General features: G+C 41.1%; 23 protein-coding genes, 1 tRNA gene and 1 riboswitch. Of the genes, 16 read left to right on the forward strand and 8 right to left on the reverse strand.

What is annotated here, in order from left to right:
* Positions 1 to 117 precede the first annotated feature (117 nt).
* Positions 118 to 291, reverse strand: coding sequence for a DUF2759 domain-containing protein (locus PBF_RS25170; RefSeq protein ID WP_009332942.1), 174 nt, complete (start codon positions 289 to 291; stop codon positions 118 to 120).
* Positions 292 to 417: 126 nt separating this feature from the next.
* Complete coding sequence (locus tag PBF_RS11640; protein ID WP_035329963.1) at positions 418 to 897, reverse strand: hypothetical protein; 480 nt, start codon at positions 895 to 897, stop codon at positions 418 to 420.
* An 86-nt stretch (positions 898 to 983) separates the two neighbouring features.
* Between PBF_RS11640 and PBF_RS11645 the strand changes: the two genes are divergently transcribed.
* A complete protein-coding gene (locus tag PBF_RS11645; RefSeq protein ID WP_035329964.1) occupies positions 984 to 1,625 on the forward strand; it encodes an MBL fold metallo-hydrolase in 642 nt (213 codons plus the stop codon).
* Positions 1,626 to 1,830: 205 nt separating this feature from the next.
* Positions 1,831 to 2,901 (forward strand): class I SAM-dependent methyltransferase, encoded by a 1,071-nt coding sequence (locus tag PBF_RS11650; RefSeq protein ID WP_035330228.1) that lies wholly within the window; start codon positions 1,831 to 1,833, stop codon positions 2,899 to 2,901.
* 34 nt (positions 2,902 to 2,935) lie between these two features.
* Here PBF_RS11650 and PBF_RS11655 read toward each other — a convergent pair whose 3' ends face one another.
* Both PBF_RS11655 and PBF_RS11660 read right to left on the reverse strand, forming a co-directional pair.
* Positions 2,936 to 3,181 (reverse strand): DUF2626 domain-containing protein, encoded by a 246-nt coding sequence (locus tag PBF_RS11655; RefSeq protein WP_009332938.1) that lies wholly within the window; start codon positions 3,179 to 3,181, stop codon positions 2,936 to 2,938.
* A gap of 153 nt (positions 3,182 to 3,334) precedes the next feature.
* On the reverse strand, positions 3,335 to 4,033 hold the full coding sequence (locus tag PBF_RS11660; protein ID WP_035329965.1) for a helix-turn-helix transcriptional regulator: 699 nt from the start codon (positions 4,031 to 4,033) through the stop codon (positions 3,335 to 3,337).
* Between the two features lie 246 nt (positions 4,034 to 4,279).
* Between PBF_RS11660 and PBF_RS11665 the strand changes: the two genes are divergently transcribed.
* Positions 4,280 to 4,633 (forward strand): Spx/MgsR family RNA polymerase-binding regulatory protein, encoded by a 354-nt coding sequence (locus tag PBF_RS11665; RefSeq protein WP_035329966.1) that lies wholly within the window; start codon positions 4,280 to 4,282, stop codon positions 4,631 to 4,633.
* A 49-nt stretch (positions 4,634 to 4,682) separates the two neighbouring features.
* Here PBF_RS11665 and PBF_RS11670 read toward each other — a convergent pair.
* Positions 4,683 to 4,754 (reverse strand) — tRNA-Gln (locus tag PBF_RS11670).
* A 148-nt stretch (positions 4,755 to 4,902) separates the two neighbouring features.
* Between PBF_RS11670 and comGA the strand changes: the two genes are divergently transcribed.
* The 9 genes from comGA to PBF_RS11715 all read left to right on the forward strand — a co-directional run bounded on the left by comGA (position 4,903) and on the right by PBF_RS11715 (position 9,641).
* Positions 4,903 to 5,973, forward strand: a complete 1,071-nt coding sequence (gene comGA, locus PBF_RS11675; RefSeq protein WP_035329967.1) for a competence type IV pilus ATPase ComGA — start codon at positions 4,903 to 4,905, stop codon at positions 5,971 to 5,973.
* Positions 5,960 to 6,991: a competence type IV pilus assembly protein ComGB gene (gene comGB / locus PBF_RS11680; RefSeq protein WP_035329968.1), complete on the forward strand. Its 1,032-nt coding sequence runs from the start codon at positions 5,960 to 5,962 to the stop codon at positions 6,989 to 6,991. Before comGA ends, comGB begins: the two co-directional genes overlap by 14 nt.
* Positions 6,991 to 7,314: a competence type IV pilus major pilin ComGC gene (comGC, locus tag PBF_RS11685; RefSeq protein WP_035329969.1), complete on the forward strand. Its 324-nt coding sequence runs from the start codon at positions 6,991 to 6,993 to the stop codon at positions 7,312 to 7,314. Before comGB ends, comGC begins: the two co-directional genes overlap by 1 nt.
* Complete coding sequence (gene comGD / locus PBF_RS11690; RefSeq protein WP_035329970.1) at positions 7,311 to 7,751, forward strand: competence type IV pilus minor pilin ComGD; 441 nt, start codon at positions 7,311 to 7,313, stop codon at positions 7,749 to 7,751. The genes comGC and comGD overlap by 4 nt, the downstream gene beginning before the upstream one ends.
* The gene (locus PBF_RS11695) at positions 7,735 to 8,064 is read left to right on the forward strand and encodes a hypothetical protein (RefSeq protein ID WP_035329971.1); all 330 of its coding nucleotides are present in this window, start codon (positions 7,735 to 7,737) and stop codon (positions 8,062 to 8,064) included. Before comGD ends, PBF_RS11695 begins: the two co-directional genes overlap by 17 nt.
* Positions 8,015 to 8,494, forward strand: a complete 480-nt coding sequence (comGF, locus tag PBF_RS11700) for a competence type IV pilus minor pilin ComGF (RefSeq protein ID WP_268745111.1) — start codon at positions 8,015 to 8,017, stop codon at positions 8,492 to 8,494. The genes PBF_RS11695 and comGF overlap by 50 nt, the downstream gene beginning before the upstream one ends.
* A complete protein-coding gene (gene comGG, locus PBF_RS11705; protein ID WP_035329973.1) occupies positions 8,484 to 8,867 on the forward strand; it encodes a competence type IV pilus minor pilin ComGG in 384 nt (127 codons plus the stop codon). Before comGF ends, comGG begins: the two co-directional genes overlap by 11 nt.
* A 12-nt stretch (positions 8,868 to 8,879) precedes the next feature.
* Entirely contained in the window at positions 8,880 to 9,377 is a 498-nt protein-coding gene (locus PBF_RS11710; protein ID WP_035329974.1) for a shikimate kinase, read from the forward strand.
* A gap of 78 nt (positions 9,378 to 9,455) precedes the next feature.
* A complete protein-coding gene (locus PBF_RS11715) occupies positions 9,456 to 9,641 on the forward strand; it encodes a YqzE family protein (protein WP_035329975.1) in 186 nt (61 codons plus the stop codon).
* A 43-nt stretch (positions 9,642 to 9,684) separates the two neighbouring features.
* Here PBF_RS11715 and PBF_RS11720 read toward each other — a convergent pair whose 3' ends face one another.
* Positions 9,685 to 10,479: a YqhG family protein gene (locus PBF_RS11720; protein ID WP_035329976.1), complete on the reverse strand. Its 795-nt coding sequence runs from the start codon at positions 10,477 to 10,479 to the stop codon at positions 9,685 to 9,687.
* Entirely contained in the window at positions 10,457 to 12,145 is a 1,689-nt protein-coding gene (locus tag PBF_RS11725) for a DEAD/DEAH box helicase (RefSeq protein WP_035329977.1), read from the reverse strand. The genes PBF_RS11720 and PBF_RS11725 overlap by 23 nt, the downstream gene beginning before the upstream one ends.
* A 180-nt stretch (positions 12,146 to 12,325) precedes the next feature.
* Positions 12,326 to 12,414, forward strand: a riboswitch (glycine riboswitch).
* 158 nt (positions 12,415 to 12,572) lie between these two features.
* On the opposite strand from PBF_RS11725, the gene gcvT reads away from it, so the two are divergent.
* Genes gcvT through gcvPB form a run of 3 tightly spaced genes read left to right on the forward strand, consistent with a single transcriptional unit; the run spans position 12,573 to position 16,492 of the window.
* Complete coding sequence (gene gcvT, locus PBF_RS11730; protein WP_035329978.1) at positions 12,573 to 13,676, forward strand: glycine cleavage system aminomethyltransferase GcvT; 1,104 nt, start codon at positions 12,573 to 12,575, stop codon at positions 13,674 to 13,676.
* Positions 13,677 to 13,692: 16 nt separating this feature from the next.
* Entirely contained in the window at positions 13,693 to 15,039 is a 1,347-nt protein-coding gene (gcvPA, locus tag PBF_RS11735; protein ID WP_035329979.1) for an aminomethyl-transferring glycine dehydrogenase subunit GcvPA, read from the forward strand.
* A complete protein-coding gene (gene gcvPB / locus PBF_RS11740) occupies positions 15,032 to 16,492 on the forward strand; it encodes an aminomethyl-transferring glycine dehydrogenase subunit GcvPB (protein ID WP_035329980.1) in 1,461 nt (486 codons plus the stop codon). Before gcvPA ends, gcvPB begins: the two co-directional genes overlap by 8 nt.
* A 48-nt stretch (positions 16,493 to 16,540) precedes the next feature.
* Here gcvPB and PBF_RS11745 read toward each other — a convergent pair whose 3' ends face one another.
* Positions 16,541 to 16,924, reverse strand: coding sequence for a rhodanese-like domain-containing protein (locus tag PBF_RS11745; RefSeq protein ID WP_035329981.1), 384 nt, complete (start codon positions 16,922 to 16,924; stop codon positions 16,541 to 16,543).
* Positions 16,925 to 17,106: 182 nt separating this feature from the next.
* On the opposite strand from PBF_RS11745, the gene PBF_RS11750 reads away from it, so the two are divergent.
* On the forward strand, positions 17,107 to 17,943 hold the full coding sequence (locus PBF_RS11750) for a lipoate--protein ligase family protein (RefSeq protein ID WP_035329982.1): 837 nt from the start codon (positions 17,107 to 17,109) through the stop codon (positions 17,941 to 17,943).
* The last annotated feature ends 117 nt before the right edge of the window (positions 17,944 to 18,060 follow it).

An 18,060-nucleotide genomic window follows, 5' to 3' on the forward strand; every position in this document is an offset into this window, starting at 1 on the left:
AGGCGCTTTTTTATAAACTGTCCGTAAATGGGGGTACAGTTCACCTAAGGGAAGCCCTTTTATTTCTTAAAGAAAAGCTCAAAGCGCCGGCGGATTGGCGGGCACTCTGCGCTTTTCTTAGTGAACAGCAGGATATCCACTGTTAATTATGGTCATTACAGAGAACCATCCGAAAACGGCAAGTGTTCCTACAGCAAAAACCAAGCCAAGGAAGTTCTTGTTTTTCAGTGCACTAAATGCACCAAAAGCTGCAAGAACTGCGACTAATGCAAAAATGATTGGTAGTCCCATTAAAACAGCCCCCTTTATTTGGTGATCAGCAGGCAAAAAGCCATATCATAATCATTCTTCAGGTTATATACCCATTATGTAAAACCCAAGTATATACATTCGTCCTTTATTTTATATTTTTTTCTTCTATTTGTCGAGGTCTAAAAATGACACTTGTATGTCATATGCTTCAGCAATGCCGATTATTAAATCCTTTAGATGAAGTTCTGAAAAATAAACTGCGGGCATTTTTTCCTCTTTCGCTGTAAAGACTAAATGCTCCTGAAATTGATAAATAGCCATCCGGATATCTTCTTTTTTGCCCCCGGTTATTGTGAAGGCGCTAAGGAGCTCAGTGAACAAGCAAACGCCGCTTTCTGTCTCAATCGCAAAGTCCTCAAAAGTTTCTCCCTTTACACCCGATTTTATGTAACACAGCTTAAAAAAATCTTCAAAAAGTTCAGCATCGACGAGGACACTTTTGGTAAATTCCGCATGAGCCCTCTTTTCAAAAAGAAAAATGCTCTGCTGAAAACCGAAAAGTTCAGTGTTATTTTTTATCAAGTTCATAAATTCGGGCACATCTTGAATAATATAGCCGGCTTCAACGCCATATAGGATTTTCATCTTATACTCCTTTTGCAGAAATAAGGCATTCCATTCTGATATAGTGTAAAATAATAGACAAATAATCAACACTGGAGGTGTAGGCAATGGAATGGAATCAGATCCCTCTTGGACCATTGCAAACAAACTGTTATGTCCTTTCGAATGAAAACAAAGACTGTTTAATCTTTGACCCGGGTGAAGAGAGCGGAAAACTGAGCGGTATTATCGAACAAAATGGACTGAAACCTCTGGCTGTCATTCTTACTCATGCCCATTTTGATCATATTGGCGCTGTAGACGGAATAAGAGATGCATTTTCCATCCCTGTATACATACAAATACATGAAAAAGAAGCTGCATGGCTTCCGGATCCAGCCTTAAATGGTTCTCACCTATTTAAAATAGGCAAGCTGATAAAAGCAAGGCCTGCCGACCATATTATAACAGCTGAACAAGAGTTGAGCATAGGTGAATTTACCTTTAAAATTCTAGAGACGCCAGGCCATTCTCCAGGGAGCGTTTCTCTGTATTTTGGAGATGCCGGTCTTGTGGTTGCCGGAGATGCGCTGTTCAGCGGAAGCATCGGACGCACAGACCTGCCGGGCGGCAATCAGCAGCAGCTCCTTGAAAGTATACATAATAAGCTTTTGTCATTGCCTGAAGAAACAGAGGTGCTTCCAGGACACGGACCGGTTACGACCATTGGTCGGGAAATGGATTCAAATCCATTCCTGAATGGATTCTGATTGGAAAATAGAAAAGCCCTTCTCCAATGAGAAGGGCTTTTCTGGGGGATGTTTTATTCATATAAAAATGGGAGGGGATATAGTTAAGCTACTACATTAACAATATAACAGGGAAAACACTATGTCAATAGTGAAAACAGTGTCCAAAACAATAAAAATGGCTGTTTCCAAAAATCTAGATTTTTCATTCGAAAAGGGAGTTTATATGCTGAATTTTATAATAAATTATATAGAAAATACTCCTCAAAAAATGATCAGCTATGCTGACTATATCCAGCAGGCCCTTTATCATTCCGAATATGGTTATTATATAAAAGATGCGGAAAAAATTGGGCCAGGGGGAGATTTTATTACAACCAGCAATGTTTCTGATATATATGGAAGGACCATATCAAAGTGGTTTCATCAAATGGCAGGGAAATATAAGCTCCCTTTTCAGGTCTGTGAAATAGGGGGCGGAAATGGACGCTTTGCAAAAGCTTTCCTTGATGAGTGGAATCTTAATGCTGATGAAAAGATTCATTACTATATTTTTGAAACAAGCCCCTATCACAGGAAGCTGCAGCAGGAGCAGATTGTATTTTCCGAACATATCAGACAAATAGATAGCTGGAATGAGATCGCCCCATTTTGCGGCATGATTTTTTCAAATGAGCTGTTTGATGCCTTGCCTGTACATGTGGTTGAAAAAGCAAATGATCAATTGCATGAAATTATGGTAGCTGTAAAAGACGGAAAGCTTACAGAACAAGCTGTACCATTAGCAAATAGAGATATTTCCTTATACCTTGAAGAAAGTGGTTTGTCACTTAGCAATGGCCAAAGAATTGAAATCCCTCTGCAAATGGAGCAGATGATCAAGAGTATCTCTGCTGCTCTGGATAAAGGGTTTGTTCTGACTGCCGATTATGGGTATACAGATGAGGAATGGCAAGAACCAATGAGAAGGGATGGAAGTCTCAGAGGTTATTACAGGCATTCTTTAATTAATAATGTGCTAGAGCATCCTGGAGAGATGGATATAACCAGTCATATTCATTTTGATTCCCTGATCCGCATGGGAGAGAAAGAAGGGCTGGATTTTCATTTTAAGATGAGACAGGATGAATTCCTGCTGTCTGCAGGCATTTTACAGGAGCTTGAAGATCATTATGATCCTAACCCGTTTTCGGCTGTCAGCAAAAGAAACCGGGCTATCAGAAGTCTGATAATGCCTTCAGGCATGAGTGCAGCGTTTCATCTGGTCCTTCAGGCAAAGAAAATAGCACAAAAATAAAAAAGCGATGAATTCATCGCTTTTTTAACGGCTATTAGTGGCCGCCCGCGCCAGGTGTCATCATAAATGTTGACCAGTAAGTGAAGCCTACGAAGAAAACTGTTAAGTATGCTCCAAAAACATAAATATACATACGTTCGGAAAGCTTTAAGTAGCTTAAAAGCAGGAAAAATCCTGTTTGGCCGAAGAAAATTAAGGACGTTGTATACATATCGCCAAGGTAAAACATAACAGCGAAAATTCCCGTCCAGAATCCTAATACTCTGTACATACGATCCATATGTATCCCTCCTTTTACCCTTACAAGTCCATCACTACAATATTATAAAGTAAATGCTTAATAAAAGTAAATAATGGTTTCTAAATAGTCCAGAAAAGGGCGGGAAAAAATGCTTAGCACGGTCTTTTTTCCGCCATTTTCCTGCGAATTCCTTTAATTTCCAACAATTGCTTTGTATGCGCACGAATCACAGCCAGTAAGCATATTCTGCTTTTCCTCCAGCTGAATAGAATCAAACAGACTTTCAAACATACCCTTCAAAAATTCATAATGCATATTGCAGACTGGCTCAGCATGCCGGGCTGCAACCTCTTTAAAGGGGCAATTAAAAATTTGGAAATAGACGATGTTCTTTTCCTCATTTGCATCAAAATCAGGATGAAAACCTGACAAATCGGCAGCATGCTTTAAGATGTTTAATTTCTGGTCAAAAGTAAGTTTATCTGTGTTTCCATACCGTTTAAGCTCTTGCCCGATCAGCTCACTGCCAAACCTTTTTCCTGTCGAATATAGTGCTTTTCTTCCTTCTTCCCCTAAGTCGAGCATTGTTTCCATGGCTATTTTGGCCAGCAGCTGATAATCCCTGTAAGGGAAATGCAGCTGAACTACATCATCAGATAACCGATATAGCCGGCTTGGTCTTCCGCCTTTGCCAGTTTTTTTTGTTTCAGAGACAAGCATATTGACATCTTCAAGCTTGGATAAATGCAATCTGGCTACATTGGGATGGATGCTGAAATTATCTGCAATCTCCTGTACGGTAACATCTTTATGTCGTTTAGTAATGTATTGATAAATATAATAGCGGGTTGGGTCGGATAACACATTTGTTATTTTTAATGTCTGCTCCACTTATTGTCACCTCAAAAGGGTTATTTATTCCCGAGGTCATCAGCTGTCACTTAGAGGATTTAGCTGGCGCCTTCCTGGCCTGCTTCCATTATAATACAGCAGATTGGGGTTAACACTGTAATCACTATAAGTTTAGAAAATGTTCACAAATTAAGTTTAATTACTTATACAAAAGTGTATACATATATTGTACAATTAATATACAATGTGTATAAATAAAATAATATATTTGTGAGGTGAAGAGGTATGAGCCAATTGACATTTTTCACATATCCCAGCTGTACTTCCTGCAGAAAGACGAAAAAATGGCTGACAGCCCATTCAATTGAATTTGAAGAAAGGCATCTCTTCAGGGAGACTCCATCACCAAGAGAATTATTAAAAATCCTTTCTTTAACCACAAGCGGCCTTGATGAGCTTCTCGCTACCCGCAGCCAGACTTATAAAGAACTGGGACAGAACCTTGATGAATTATCATTATCAGAAGTGGTGCAAATGGTCATTAAGGAGCCTAAACTGCTGCGGAGGCCGATTCTGACAAACGGAGATAAGATTGTCATAGGCTATAATCCGGATGCATTTAAGAATATGGCTAAATAGATTTTGCTGAAATGAAAAAGGAAGGACATCCGGTGTCCTTCCACAACTACTGGGCTAGCAGGATTCGAACCTGCGCATGACGGAGTCAAAGTCCGGTGCCTTACCGCTTGGCTATAGCCCATCAATTCGCTTTATACCCTTTTATTATGGAGAGAAAAAAATAAATTTATTCACAAATTCGACAAAAAGTTTTGCCGAAAAATGAAGGAAATGCCCTGGATAAGTCGAATTATAATCCAGAACAATTAAAAAAGGTGGTGCATAATTAGTTGAGTATAATTGAAAGAATGGCAGAACGAATTATTAAAGACGCAGTCAGAAGCCATGCTTCCGACATCCACATCATTCCCCGCAGAAAAGACACACTCATTCAGCTGAGGTTCGGCAGCCAATTGACCCCAAGGCTTTATCTTCCCAAAGAAGAATGCGACAGATTAATTTCACATTTTAAATTTACAGCTTCAATGGACATTGGTGAAAAGAGGAGGCCGCAGAGCGGTGCATATTCACTGGAAGTAGACGGTCAAATGATTGGGCTGCGCTTTTCAACCCTCCCATCAAGCCACAGCGAAAGCCTCGTTATCAGAATTCTTCCCCAGCAGGAACAAATTCCTTTTTACCAGATCAGCCTTTTTCCAGACATGACAAGAAAAATGCTTGCACTGCTGAAGCATGCTCATGGATTAATTATTTTTACTGGCCCGACCGGCAGCGGAAAAACCACAACTTTGTATTCCCTTCTGAATGAAACCTCCCATATGTTCCATCGCAATGTAATCACCCTGGAAGATCCCATTGAAAAAGAAAATGACTTAGTTCTTCAAGTTCAAGTGAATGAGAAAGCTGGAGTATCTTATTCTGCAGGCTTAAAAGCAATCCTCCGCCATGACCCCGATATCATTATGGTGGGTGAAATCCGGGATGCGGAAACGGCGAAGATTGCAGTTAGAGCAGCACTTACGGGTCACCTTGTTTTAAGCACCATGCATACCCGGGATGCCGAGGGGGCTGTATATCGTTTAGCTGAGTTTGGAGTGAACATGCTGGAAATTGAGCAGACTTTAGTGGCGGTCACTGCACAGCGCCTTGTCGAATTGAATTGTCCATATTGCGAAGAGGACTGCTCTCCATTCTGTTATGGATATGGCAGGTGGAAAAGGGCGAGTGTGTTTGAGCTGCTTGCAGGAAAGGCGCTCAATGCTTCCATAAAGAAGGCTAGAGGCGAAAGCAGCCTGGTTAAGTATCGAACACTGAAAGAAGTCATAACTAAAGGGATTGCTCTTGGCTATATAAAGGAAACTGAGTACAGCAGGTGGGTGCATGGCGATGGAGAAACATAAATGGACTATTCAAGAACAGGGCTTGTTTCTGAAGAACACAGGGGAACTGTTGTCCAGAGGTTACCCTTTATCTGAAGCGCTGGAGTCACTGGTGCATCAGCTGCCGCTAAAAAGAAAAGATGAAATCAGGCAGTGCCTCTCTCAATTGAGAGAAGGGTTTCCATTTTATCAAATACTTGCAAACATGAACTTTAATAAAAATCTGATTGGCTATGTTTTTTTTGCTGAACAGCACGGAGGCCTTGCTTCTGCATTTCTTGAAGGAAGCGAAATGGTGCTCCGAAAAGGGAAGGACATTGAAAAATTGAAAAAACTGATGGCCTATCCGATTTTCCTGATGCTCATTACCGCATTCTTATTTATTTTCGTTGATAAAGTCCTGTTGCCCCGTTTCTCTTCCTTATTCGTTTCAATGCAGCTTCAGCCTAATTTCTTTACGAAAGCCGTTTATTTGTTTGGTGATTTTCTCCCGTTATTCTTTCTGATCCTGTTCTTCTGCCTGTTCGCTTTGCTTATATACTATTTTGCCAGATTCAGAAATCTTTCCCCATTACAGCAAAAAAAGATCATAGTAAGAGTACCAGCAGCAGGCCAATTTCTTCGCCTTTACTATACTCATTTCTTTGCAGTACAGCTCAGTTATCTTTTAAATGGCGGCTTATCCATACATGAGGCGCTGAGTCTTTTTGAGAAAAATGATAAGCAGCCTTTTTACAGCGCCCTCGGTAAAGCAGTGAAGATCAAGCTCCGTGAAGGGAATAAACTGGAGGACATTCTAGTGAGTTTTCCATTTTTTGAAAGGGAATTGTCTAATATTATCAGACATGGTCAAAAAAATGGCAGGCTGGACCAGGAATTAACATTTTTCGGCAGGCATTGTCTGCACAAAATGGAGGAAAACACAGAAAAACTTCTTAAGTTCATTCAGCCCATTTTATATATTTTTATCGGTTTTTTAATAGTTTCGATGTATTTGGCAGTTCTGCTGCCTATGTTTCATCTACTGGAGGGATTTTAATGAAATGGCGCATGTTAAACAATAACAGAGGGTTCACGCTTATCGAAATGATGATTGTTTTATTGGTGATTTCAGTGCTCTTAATCATCACCATTCCCAATGTAACAAAACACAATTCAAAAATAAACAGCAAGGGATGCGATGCGTTTGTTAAAATGGTGCAAGCGCAGGTTCAGGCATACGAAATCGATAAAAAAGTACTTCCTTCGGATATACAGGACTTAGTGGCTGCCGAATATCTCAATGAAGAAACCACAACTTGTCCAAATGGTGATGCCATTACGATTTCTGCAGATGGGAAGGTTGAATCCGAAGAGTCATGATAAAAAACAAAGCAGGCTTTACATTGATAGAGTCGCTATTCGTTCTCAGTATTTTCCTTATTATTGCCTCGGTTACAGCCTTGTTTCTTAAACCTCATTTTTTCTATCTTGAAAAGATAATGTTCTTTTCCCAATTAAAATCTGACCTCCTTTATGCCCAAAACTATGCCATAACCCACCAGACAGAAGTAGTTATTCAGATTATTCCAGAGGAGAATAGGTATTTCGCTCAGGAAAAGCTTGCGGATGATCCTATCATTAGCAGAGAATATCCCGGAATCATTGAGATTAAGCCGGGAACTATGCCATTGTATTTTCAATATGGACCTGGCGGTATTACAAATAAATTTGGAATCTTCTATATTAAAGCAGACAAGGAGCAATACAAAATAACATTTTTTATCGGAAGAGGACGATTTAATGTGGAGAAAGAATAAAGGCTTTTTTCTGGCTGAGCTCCTGCTGTCTTTATCAGGGATGCTGCTTGCAGCGGGAATAATGTTTCCCCTAATCATAAAGGCACTTGAGCATTCTGAAGAGGTAAAACAGGATTTTGAAAGCACACAGCTGCTTTATGAAAGTCTTCTGGAGGCTGCTTCGGAAGGGAGTTTTCCTGAGGGGGAGACCATGAAGAAAAATCAGACTGTCTATAAAATATTCCCTAAGGAAAACCAAGGGGTCATGGAGGTTTGCATAAGGTATGAAAGTGTACGGGATAGCACGAAGGAAAAGTGTGAGGTATTTCAGTAATAAGGGATTTACAATGCTTGAATTGCTGTTTTCATTTTCAGTATTCTTATTGATTGTTTCCTTACTGACGGTCAGCTTAAATTTCATTTTCCAGAACTGGAAAATGGAAGCAAGGACACAAAGGCTAGAATGGCATGTATTTATCAATCAGCTCAAAAAAGAAATCAGACTTGCTGATGCTGTAAATATTTCACCTGGTTCAATTTTATTAACGATAGATGGGAAAAGTGTGCTTTATGAAAAATATGGATCTAACATGCGAAGGAGAGTGGATATGAAAGGCCATGAGATTGTCCTTCAAAAACTGGATGCCATTGCATTTACGTCTGTCAGTGGCGGAGTTGAAATAAGTGTTTCTGATAATTTTGATCAGAAGCATTCCGCGTCTCTTTATTACTTAATGGATATGGAGGATATTGATGTACCGTAATCAGGAGGGCTTTACTTATCCTCTTACTTTAACAATCATTCTGGCTGCACTCTTTCTTCTTACAATTCAATTAGACCAGTATATTTCCGAGAAAAGGATTGTTAATCAGGCGGAAACCGTCATGATGCAGGAATACTACCTGCTGAGTTCCTATAAAAAAACAGAAAAAATGCTGAGTGAAAATGCAGAACCGGAAGAGTCAGGCGTATATTCGTTTAAAAAAGGATCGGTTTCCTATGAGATTTCTCCAGTGGCAACAAGCTTAATTCAGATTACCTTCAAAACAAAAATTGGCTCTGATAAGGAAATTTCCGGTTATGCTTACTATGACACAGACCTGCAAAAAATGATAAAATGGATTGAAAAAAACTGAGTGGGGATAAAGATGAAGCCAATTTACTTAATCGGATTCATGGGTTCCGGCAAAACAACGATAGGAAAAGAGCTGGGAGCCTGCTTAAATCAGGAAGTAATTGATACAGATGAAGAAATAGTGAAGCGCGAGAATAAAAATATTAATGATATTTTCGCGCAGCATGGAGAGGGATACTTCAGAAACCTTGAATCACTTATTTTACAGGAAATGGATGATAGAGCGGGAGTTATAACCACTGGCGGTGGCATTGTAATAAATCCTGAAAACAGAAAAAGGCTTAGCGAAACAGGAATTGTTTTCTTCCTTTATGCTTCTCCTGAAGAAATCTTCAAACGGATTGAGAAGGATCATTCCAGACCGCTGCTGAAAGGCGATAAAAAAAGGCTGATCCGTGACCTTTATGAAAAAAGGATACCGCTCTATAAAGAAACCGCTCATGTGGTCATTGATACAACTAATAAAGATAAAGCAGATATTATACAAGAAATAATAGATTGTTTAGAGTGAAAACCCGTTGGACATACTTGTAAATGATAAATAGCAGGCAGTTCTTGCAATTCTGTGCGGAAAAAGGCAGGTATGAACATGAAATCCAACGATTATGTAAAGTATCTTACACAGACAGTGGTAAAATATATTGATCAGCCAAAAGATGAGCGAAAACGGCATCGTATTGAAAAAAAGGACATGAAAGAACCATTTTTATTCAGATGGTTTGGAATGTTTTCTTATCTGTTTTACTTGGGCATGAGAAAAAAGAAACATAAATAGCTTTTATGCAAAAGACCGGCTAAATTGCCGGTTTTTTGCATTTTTAGACTGCGTTGTCTGTCAGATAAAAGAGACCGCCATTTATGATGGAGATATTTACCTTTGGTTCATATTGCTCCTGAAGGGCTGTTTTTTCGTTTTCATAACTTTCTCCCTTTTCTTCTGCCTCTTCATAAAAATGTTCAAGAAGGGTGAGATCTTTTTGCCAGCGCTTCCGGGCTTCATCAGCCCATTTATGATCTTCTTGTTCAATTTCCGCTTTAATAAAATTTGCTACCCTGAATACTCCGCTCCCCGGCATAATAAGCGGAGACAGTGTGAACGAGTAGTCGGGGATTTTGGGCGTAAGGCTCATGCCAAGCAATCTGTCATGAAAACTTTCGACCATCTGGCCATTTATCAATTGGAGGCCGATGGATTTAAAGACATCCCGTTTTCGGTCGCATTGATAAGATACGCGAATGTTCATTCCCAGCCATGGTCTTAATGGAACCTGCTTTCCTGGTGCCTGCCGGTGATTTTCATATAATCGTATATAGCCTGCCAGGTTCCTGGCAGAATCAAAGATCTGGTGAAGCCTCGGGGAGCCAAAATGAATGACTTCCCCCTTAATATGTGGGGGGGCCAGCTGCTGGTTTGTAATAAGCGTCAGCTGCATCGGGTTTGGAATTCCGCCTGTTTTTTCGAGATAATGCCAATAAAAGGGCCGATTCATCAGTTCCTTATCCAAATCAATCGTCAGCTGTACGGTCATATACCCAGGACCTTTATCAGTTATTTCACATCCATTTGCGTGAAAATACCTTTCAAGGAATTTATGAATTTCCTGTTGCTGCATTCAGTTCACCTTCTTTCAGATCCTCCGCGAATTGAATCATGCTCGTCAAGTTCTCCATTTTGATTCTCATTTCACCTTCTGAAGCCGATCTTCCGAAAATATCAACAAGGTGATCGTCAATACTTCCAAATTCAAGCTTTGTTAAAATATCGTCCAGATCGCCGATGACTTTTTCGAAAAGATGTATTTTCTCATATAAAAGCTTCATTATGTGTTCTTCGACTGTTTCTTTCGTGGCAAAATTATAAATCATGACATCCTTTTCCTGGCCGAGACGATGGATGCGTCCAATCCTTTGTTCGAGCCGCATTGGATTCCAGGGGAGATCAAAATTAATGATATGATTGCAGAATTGCAGGTTTATTCCTTCTCCTCCGGCTTCGGTTGCAATCAGTACTTGAGCATTCTTTTGGAAAAGCTCTCTCATCCAGTCCTTTTTTCCTCTTTTAAATCCTCCCCTGAACGGAACCGATGTGATCCCATATTGCTTTAAAAACCACTGCAGGTACATCTGCGTTGCCCTGTATTCAGTAAAGATTATGACCTTGTCATTTATTTTCTGTATTAATTCCAGTGCTTTTTGAGCTTTGGAGTTTTGCTGGACAGCTTCTACTTTTTTAATAAGGTATTGTATCTGCTCCTGAAAAGCTATTGAAGGCTGTTCCTGTCTTTTCAGCATATTCTGAAGTGTAAAATAGACAGCTTCTCTGCTTGAGCATGCCTCTCTTTGCAGCGTCATCACTGAAAACTGGCTGGAACTGACCCAATTTTCTTCATTCCGCAGCTCTGTTACGGCTTCATAAAGTTCACGCTCTGCCTGCGAAAATTCAATCGGTATGGTTTCCACATGTCTTTTGGTCCATTCAATCCCGGTATCTGCCCTGCGGTTGCGGATCATTACTTTGTTTACGAGTTCCTTTAGATGTGCATCATCGTTCAAAGATCGTGAGTCCTTTTTATAATTCTCATAAAAAGCTGATTCATTGCCAAGATGTCCGGGTTTAAGCAGGGACACAAGATTGAAAATCTCACTGATTCGATTCTGAATGGGTGTTGCTGTTAATAGGAGGCAAAACTTCTTTTTTAGGTTTTGTACAAATTCATAGTTTTTCGTTTTATTATTTTTTAGCTTGTGAGCTTCGTCTATAATGATCAGGTCATAATCAAGGCTGTAAATAATGTCCCGATGAGGATTGCGCTTGGCTGTATCGATGGATGATACCACAACGTCGCATTGTTCCCATACATAGCTTTTCCGCTGTGCCACAGCCGGTATAAAAAATTTGCTGTTCAGCTCCATGGCCCATTGTGAAACGAGGGAAGCTGGAACGAGTATAAGGACTTTTTTTACAAGTCCCCTGATCATATATTCCTTTAATATCAGACCAGCTTCAATCGTTTTTCCAAGACCGACTTCATCAGCCAGAATCGCTTTGCCATTCATGCTTTCGACTACCTGTTTGGCCACTTCCAGCTGATGGGGAAGAGGAGTAAGGCTCGGCAGATGCTTAGGAGCCTGCAGGCCTTCAAAGTCAGGAATAGTTGTATGGGTTTCAACCTCAACAGCCAGTTTATAAAGCTCCCAGTTTCCCCATGGACCGTCGTCATCAATTCTTTTTAAGAATTCATCCTGCCAGGCAGAATCAAAGCCAATTTGCACTGTCATAAAAACAGCTCCTTTTATCTATATAAAGATATTGCCCAAACCTTATTAAGGTGGTACGATGTTAATAGCTTTGAAAGTTTTGAAAGTTAACACATTACATTTAGTTAACCGAAATAATGGCCGCTTTGTTTTTTCTGTTTGGTATAAGTATGACCATCTTGGAAAATTTTATAAATGCGAATGATAACAAGGGGAGAGACTACGTTTGTAGCGCCGAAGGAGCAAGCAAAATCTGTGAATCTCTCAGGCAAAAGAACTCTTGTTTGACGCAGCTCTGGAGAGTGCTTTTTAATAAGCCACCCAAGGGGAAAGCCGGTTTCGGTAAACTTTCAGGTGCAAGGACAGAGATCTTCTCACAATTGAGGGGATACTCTGTCCTTTTTTATGTTCCTAAAACAATTTAAAAAGATTTAAGGGGGACGAGTAAATGTCACAGTTAAAACGCACGCCTTTATTCGAGGTGTACAAAGATTACGGAGCAAAAACCATCGACTTCGGCGGCTGGGACCTTCCTGTTCAATTCTCAAGCATTAAAGAAGAACATGAAGCAGTCCGTACAAAAGCCGGCCTTTTTGATGTATCCCATATGGGTGAAATCGAAGTGAAGGGGACGGACAGTCTTAAATACCTTCAAAAAATGATGACGAACGATATTTCCAAATTAAAGAACTCAGGTGCTCAATATACAGCCATGTGTTATGAGAATGGCGGAACTGTTGATGATTTACTTGTCTATAAAATAGAAGATGACCACTATTTGCTTGTCGTGAATGCATCCAATATTGAAAAGGACTACAAATGGCTGCAGGATCATGCAGAAGGCAATGTGGAGTTGAAGAACCTTTCAGAAGATATGGCACAGCTGGCGATTCAGGGGCCGCTTGCAGAAAAAGTGCTCCAAAAGCTTGCCGGCACGAATCTGTCGGATATCGGATTTTTTAAATTCCAGCAGGATGTTGATTTGAATGGCAAGAAAGCGCTTGTCTCCAGAACAGGATATACAGGAGAAGACGGATTTGAAGTCTATTGTGATGCCAAGGATGCAGCCGCATTATGGAATGAAATTCTTGAAGCCGGCAAAGAAGAAGGCGTTCTCCCATGCGGACTTGGCGCAAGAGATACCCTTCGCTTTGAGGCCAACCTGGCATTATATGGCCAGGAGCTCTCACCTGATATCACACCGCTTGAGGCAGGAATCGGCTTTGCTGTCAAGGTGAATAAGGAAGCGGATTTTATCGGAAAAGAAGTGCTTAAGAATCAAAAAGAAAACGGGGTGCCGCGCAAGCTGGCCGGAATTGAAATGATTGACCGCGGTATTCCGCGCCATGGATACCCAGTATATAAAGGAGTAGAACTGATCGGAGAAGTGACAACAGGCACACAATCTCCGACGTTAAAAAAGAATATTGGCCTTGTTCTTATCAAAAAAGAGCATGCGGAGCTTGGAACTGAATTGGAAGTGGAAATCCGCGGCAAAAGATTGAAGGCTAAGATTGCAGCAACACCTTTTTACAAAAGAGAAAAAAACTAACCGGGGGGACAAAATGATGAAACATCGCTATTTACCGATGACAGAGTCTGACCAGAAAGAAATGCTTGAAAAAATCGGCGTCAGTTCTGTAGAAGAATTATTCAGTGATATTCCCGAAAGTGTAAGATTTAAGGGCGAATATAAAATTAAGCCGGCGAAATCAGAGACAGCTTTACTGAAAGAGCTGACTAAAATGGCTCAGAAAAATGCGGATCTTCGCACAAATACATCTTTCCTTGGTGCGGGAGTTTACGATCATTACATGCCTGTCATTGTCGATCATGTATTATCCCGATCAGAGTTTTATACTGCCTATACTCCTTACCAGCCGGAAATTTCCCAGGGAGAGCTGCAGGCAATTTTCGAATTCCAGACCATGATCTGTGAATTAACAGGAATGGATGTTGCCAACTCATCCATGTATGATGGCGGAACAGCTCTTGCTGAAGCAGCCATGCTAAGCGCAGGCAGCACACGCCGGAAGAAAATACTAATCTCAAGCGCAGTCCACCCTGAATCTAAGGAAGTAGTCAAAACATACGCAAAGGGCCAGTATATTGAAGTGATTGAGATCCCTCATAAAGATGGCACCACTGACCTTGAAGCACTAAATGAAATGATTGGCGATGATATCGCAGCTGTGATTGTACAGTATCCTAACTTTTTTGGCAGAGTCGAGCCTTTAAAAGAGCTTGAGGAAATTATTCATGCCCACAAGTCCATGTTTGTTGTTTCAAGCAACCCGCTTGCTCTTGGCGCGCTTACTCCTCCAGGAAAATTCGGAGCAGATATCGTAGCAGGAGATGCTCAGGTTTTCGGTATTCCTACTGCTTTTGGAGGCCCTCATTGCGGATATTTCGCCGTAACATCCAAGCTGATGAGAAAAGTGCCGGGACGTCTTGTCGGACAAACGGTAGACGATCAGGGACGCCGCGGCTTTGTGCTTACCCTTCAGGCGCGTGAACAGCATATACGTCGTGATAAGGCAACATCCAACATCTGTTCCAATCAGGCTCTGAACGCACTGGCGGCATCTGTAGCGATGACTGCTCTCGGCAAGAAGGGCGTAAAGGAAATGGCTGCTGCCAATATGCAAAAAGCCCATTATGCAAAACAGAAATTTAAGGCTGCCGGCTTTGAAGTTCCATTCGAAGGCCCTTCATTTAATGAATTTGTCATCAAGCTGAATAAGCCTGTTAAAGAAGCAAATCAAGCGCTTCTTGAAAAGGGCATTATTGGCGGCTACGATTTGGGCAGAGATTATGCTGACCTGAAAAATCATATGCTTGTTGCTGTTACGGAATTGAGAACGAAGGAAGAAATCGATGCATTCGTTAAAGAAATGGGGGATTACCATGCATAAGGAAGATCAGCCACTCATCTTTGAATTAAGCACAGAAGGCCGTATCGGCTACAGCCTGCCTGAAATGGATATTCCGGAAATTGATTTGAGCGAACTTCTTCCCAAAGGCTATCTGAGAGAAGAAGAGCCTGAGCTGCCGGAAGTGTCTGAACTTGATATCATGCGTCATTATACTGCACTTTCCAAACGAAATCATGGTGTTGATTCCGGATTTTATCCACTTGGATCCTGCACAATGAAATATAACCCTAAAATCAATGAGAATGTAGCGCGCTTCAACGGTTTTGCCCACGTGCACCCGCTGCAGGATGAAAGCTCTGTTCAAGGTGCACTGGAATTGATGTATGATCTGCAGGAGCATCTGATTGAAATTACAGGAATGGATGAAGTTACACTTCAGCCGGCTGCAGGAGCACACGGAGAATGGACCGGATTAATGATGATCCGTGCTTATCATGAAGCGAATGGCGATACCAAACGTACTAAAGTGGTCGTTCCTGACTCTGCTCACGGAACAAATCCAGCATCCGCAACAGTTGCAGGTTTTGAAACAGTAACTGTTAAATCGGATGAAAATGGATTGGTCGATTTAGAGGACCTGAGAAGAGTGGTTGGCGAGGATACTGCTGCTCTAATGCTGACTAACCCGAATACTTTAGGTTTGTTTGAAGAAAACATTCTTGAAATGGCAGAGATTGTTCACAGTGCCGGCGGAAAGCTATACTATGATGGAGCTAACCTGAATGCTGTACTTTCAAAAGCACGCCCTGGAGATATGGGATTTGACGTTGTTCACCTTAATCTTCATAAAACATTTACAGGACCACATGGCGGCGGCGGACCGGGATCTGGCCCTGTCGGCGTAAAAGCGGATCTGATCCCATACCTTCCGAAGCCTGTTTTGGTTAAGAATGGTGACCAGTATGAATTTGATTATGACCGCCCGCATTCAATCGGCCGCGTGAAGCCGTATTACGGAAACTTCGGCATCAATGTCCGGGCTTATACTTATATCCGTACAATGGGGCCGGATGGACTGAAGGCAGTCACGGAAAATGCGGTACTAAACGCAAATTATATGATGAGAAGGCTTGAGCCATTCTTTGACCTGCCATTTGACAGACATTGCAAGCATGAATTCGTTTTAAGCGGAAAGCGCCAGAAGAAGCTTGGCGTACGTACATTGGATATTGCCAAGCGCCTTCTTGATTTTGGCTACCATCCGCCAACCATCTACTTCCCGCTTAACGTGGAAGAGTGCATAATGATCGAGCCGACAGAAACAGAATCAAAAGAAACGCTTGACGCTTTTGTCGACGCCATGATTCAAATTGCAAAAGAAGCTGAGGAAAACCCTGAGATTGTTCAGGAAGCACCTCATACAACAGTAATTGGCCGTCTGGATGAAACAATGGCTGCAAGAAAGCCGGTTCTTCGTTACCAAAAACAATAATAAACAAGAGGCCCCGTCAAACTGACGGGGCCTTTTCAAATAACACTATTATTTTTTCGCCTTCACTTTTCCGGACCATTTTTTAAATCCGCCCTGCAGGTGTGAAAGGTCTTTGTAGCCTTTACGGTGCAAAAACTGGGCAGCTCTCGCACTTCTCATGCCGCTCTGGCAATATAAGTAGACTGGCTTGTCCGGACGCAATTCTTTCATGCGCATCTTCATTTGTGAAAGCGGTATATTGCGTGCACCTAAAATATGGCCGTTTTCAAATTCATTTGGTTCGCGAACATCGATTAACTGGGCTTTTCTATAGCCTTCTCTAAACTGGTCTTCAGTAAGCGTTTTAACAATCCGGCGCTGATAAAACCATGTTATGACAGAATAGGTAATGATTGCACCCAAAATGATAAGAATGAAATAAAGTGTTTCCAATATGTCTTTCTCCTTTCACGCATAGGTAAGCCAACTAATATTATATAAGTCTTTCCTGATTGGAGTAAAGGAAATCAGGTAAATTTGTTCTGGAAATTCAACTTGCTTTAAATTTCATCGGAATTTTGTTAGACTAATAACCGCAAATGACCAGTTAAAGAATTTGAAAATGAGGGTTACATATGACTAAAGAAGTTTGGCGGTTTATCGATTCAGGAGAAGGTTCGCCTTCTTTTAATATGGCTTTGGATGAGGCTTTGCTTGACTGGAATAGCGAAGGCAAAATGCCTCCTGTAATCCGGTTTTACGGCTGGTATCCCGCAACTCTTTCAATTGGATACTTCCAAAAGGTTGAAAAAGAAATAGATATGGAAGCAGTGAAGAAGCATGGCCTGGGCTTTGTCCGCAGACCAACAGGGGGAAGAGGTGTGCTGCACGAACATGAACTCACATACAGTGTAATTGTTCCTGAAGCCCACCCGGAAATGCCGACTACAGTGACCGAAGCGTACAGAGTCATATCTGAAGGAATTCTAAAAGGTTTTCACGCACTGGGAATGGAAGCTTATTTTGCCGTACCAAGGACGGCTGAAGAAAGGGACTCTCTAAAAAATCCAAGATCTGCTGTTTGTTTTGATGCACCAAGCTGGTACGAACTTGTTGTAGAAGGCCGTAAGGTAGCAGGTAGTGCGCAAACAAGACAAAAAGGTGTAATACTTCAGCATGGCTCTATTTTGCTTGATTTAGATGAAGACAAGCTGTTCAGCTTGTTCAAATACCCTAATGACCGGGTAAAAGAGAGAATGCAAAAGGCTTTTAAAAATAAGGCTGTTGCCATAAATGAGCTGACAGCAGAAAATATTACGCTTGAACAGGCTAAGGCAGCTTTCAAGAAGGGGTTTGAGGAAGGCCTGGACATTGTACTCGAACCTTACGAGCTTTCAGATGATGAGATGGCATATGTCCAAAAAATTGCAAAAGAAAGATATGAAAGTGATGACTGGAACTATAAGAGATAAAAGCGGCTAAGTCGCTTTTTCTCTTTTTTTAATGAATATTTTTCCAAATGCTGAACAAAAAAAAGTGCAAGCTTCAAAATATATTAAAATTTATCGTTATTTGTTGGAAACCGGCAC

It is taken from the genome of Cytobacillus firmus DS1, assembly GCF_000565285.1.
In the GTDB taxonomy this organism is placed as follows: Bacteria; Bacillota; Bacilli; order Bacillales; family Cytobacillaceae; genus Cytobacillus; species Cytobacillus firmus_A.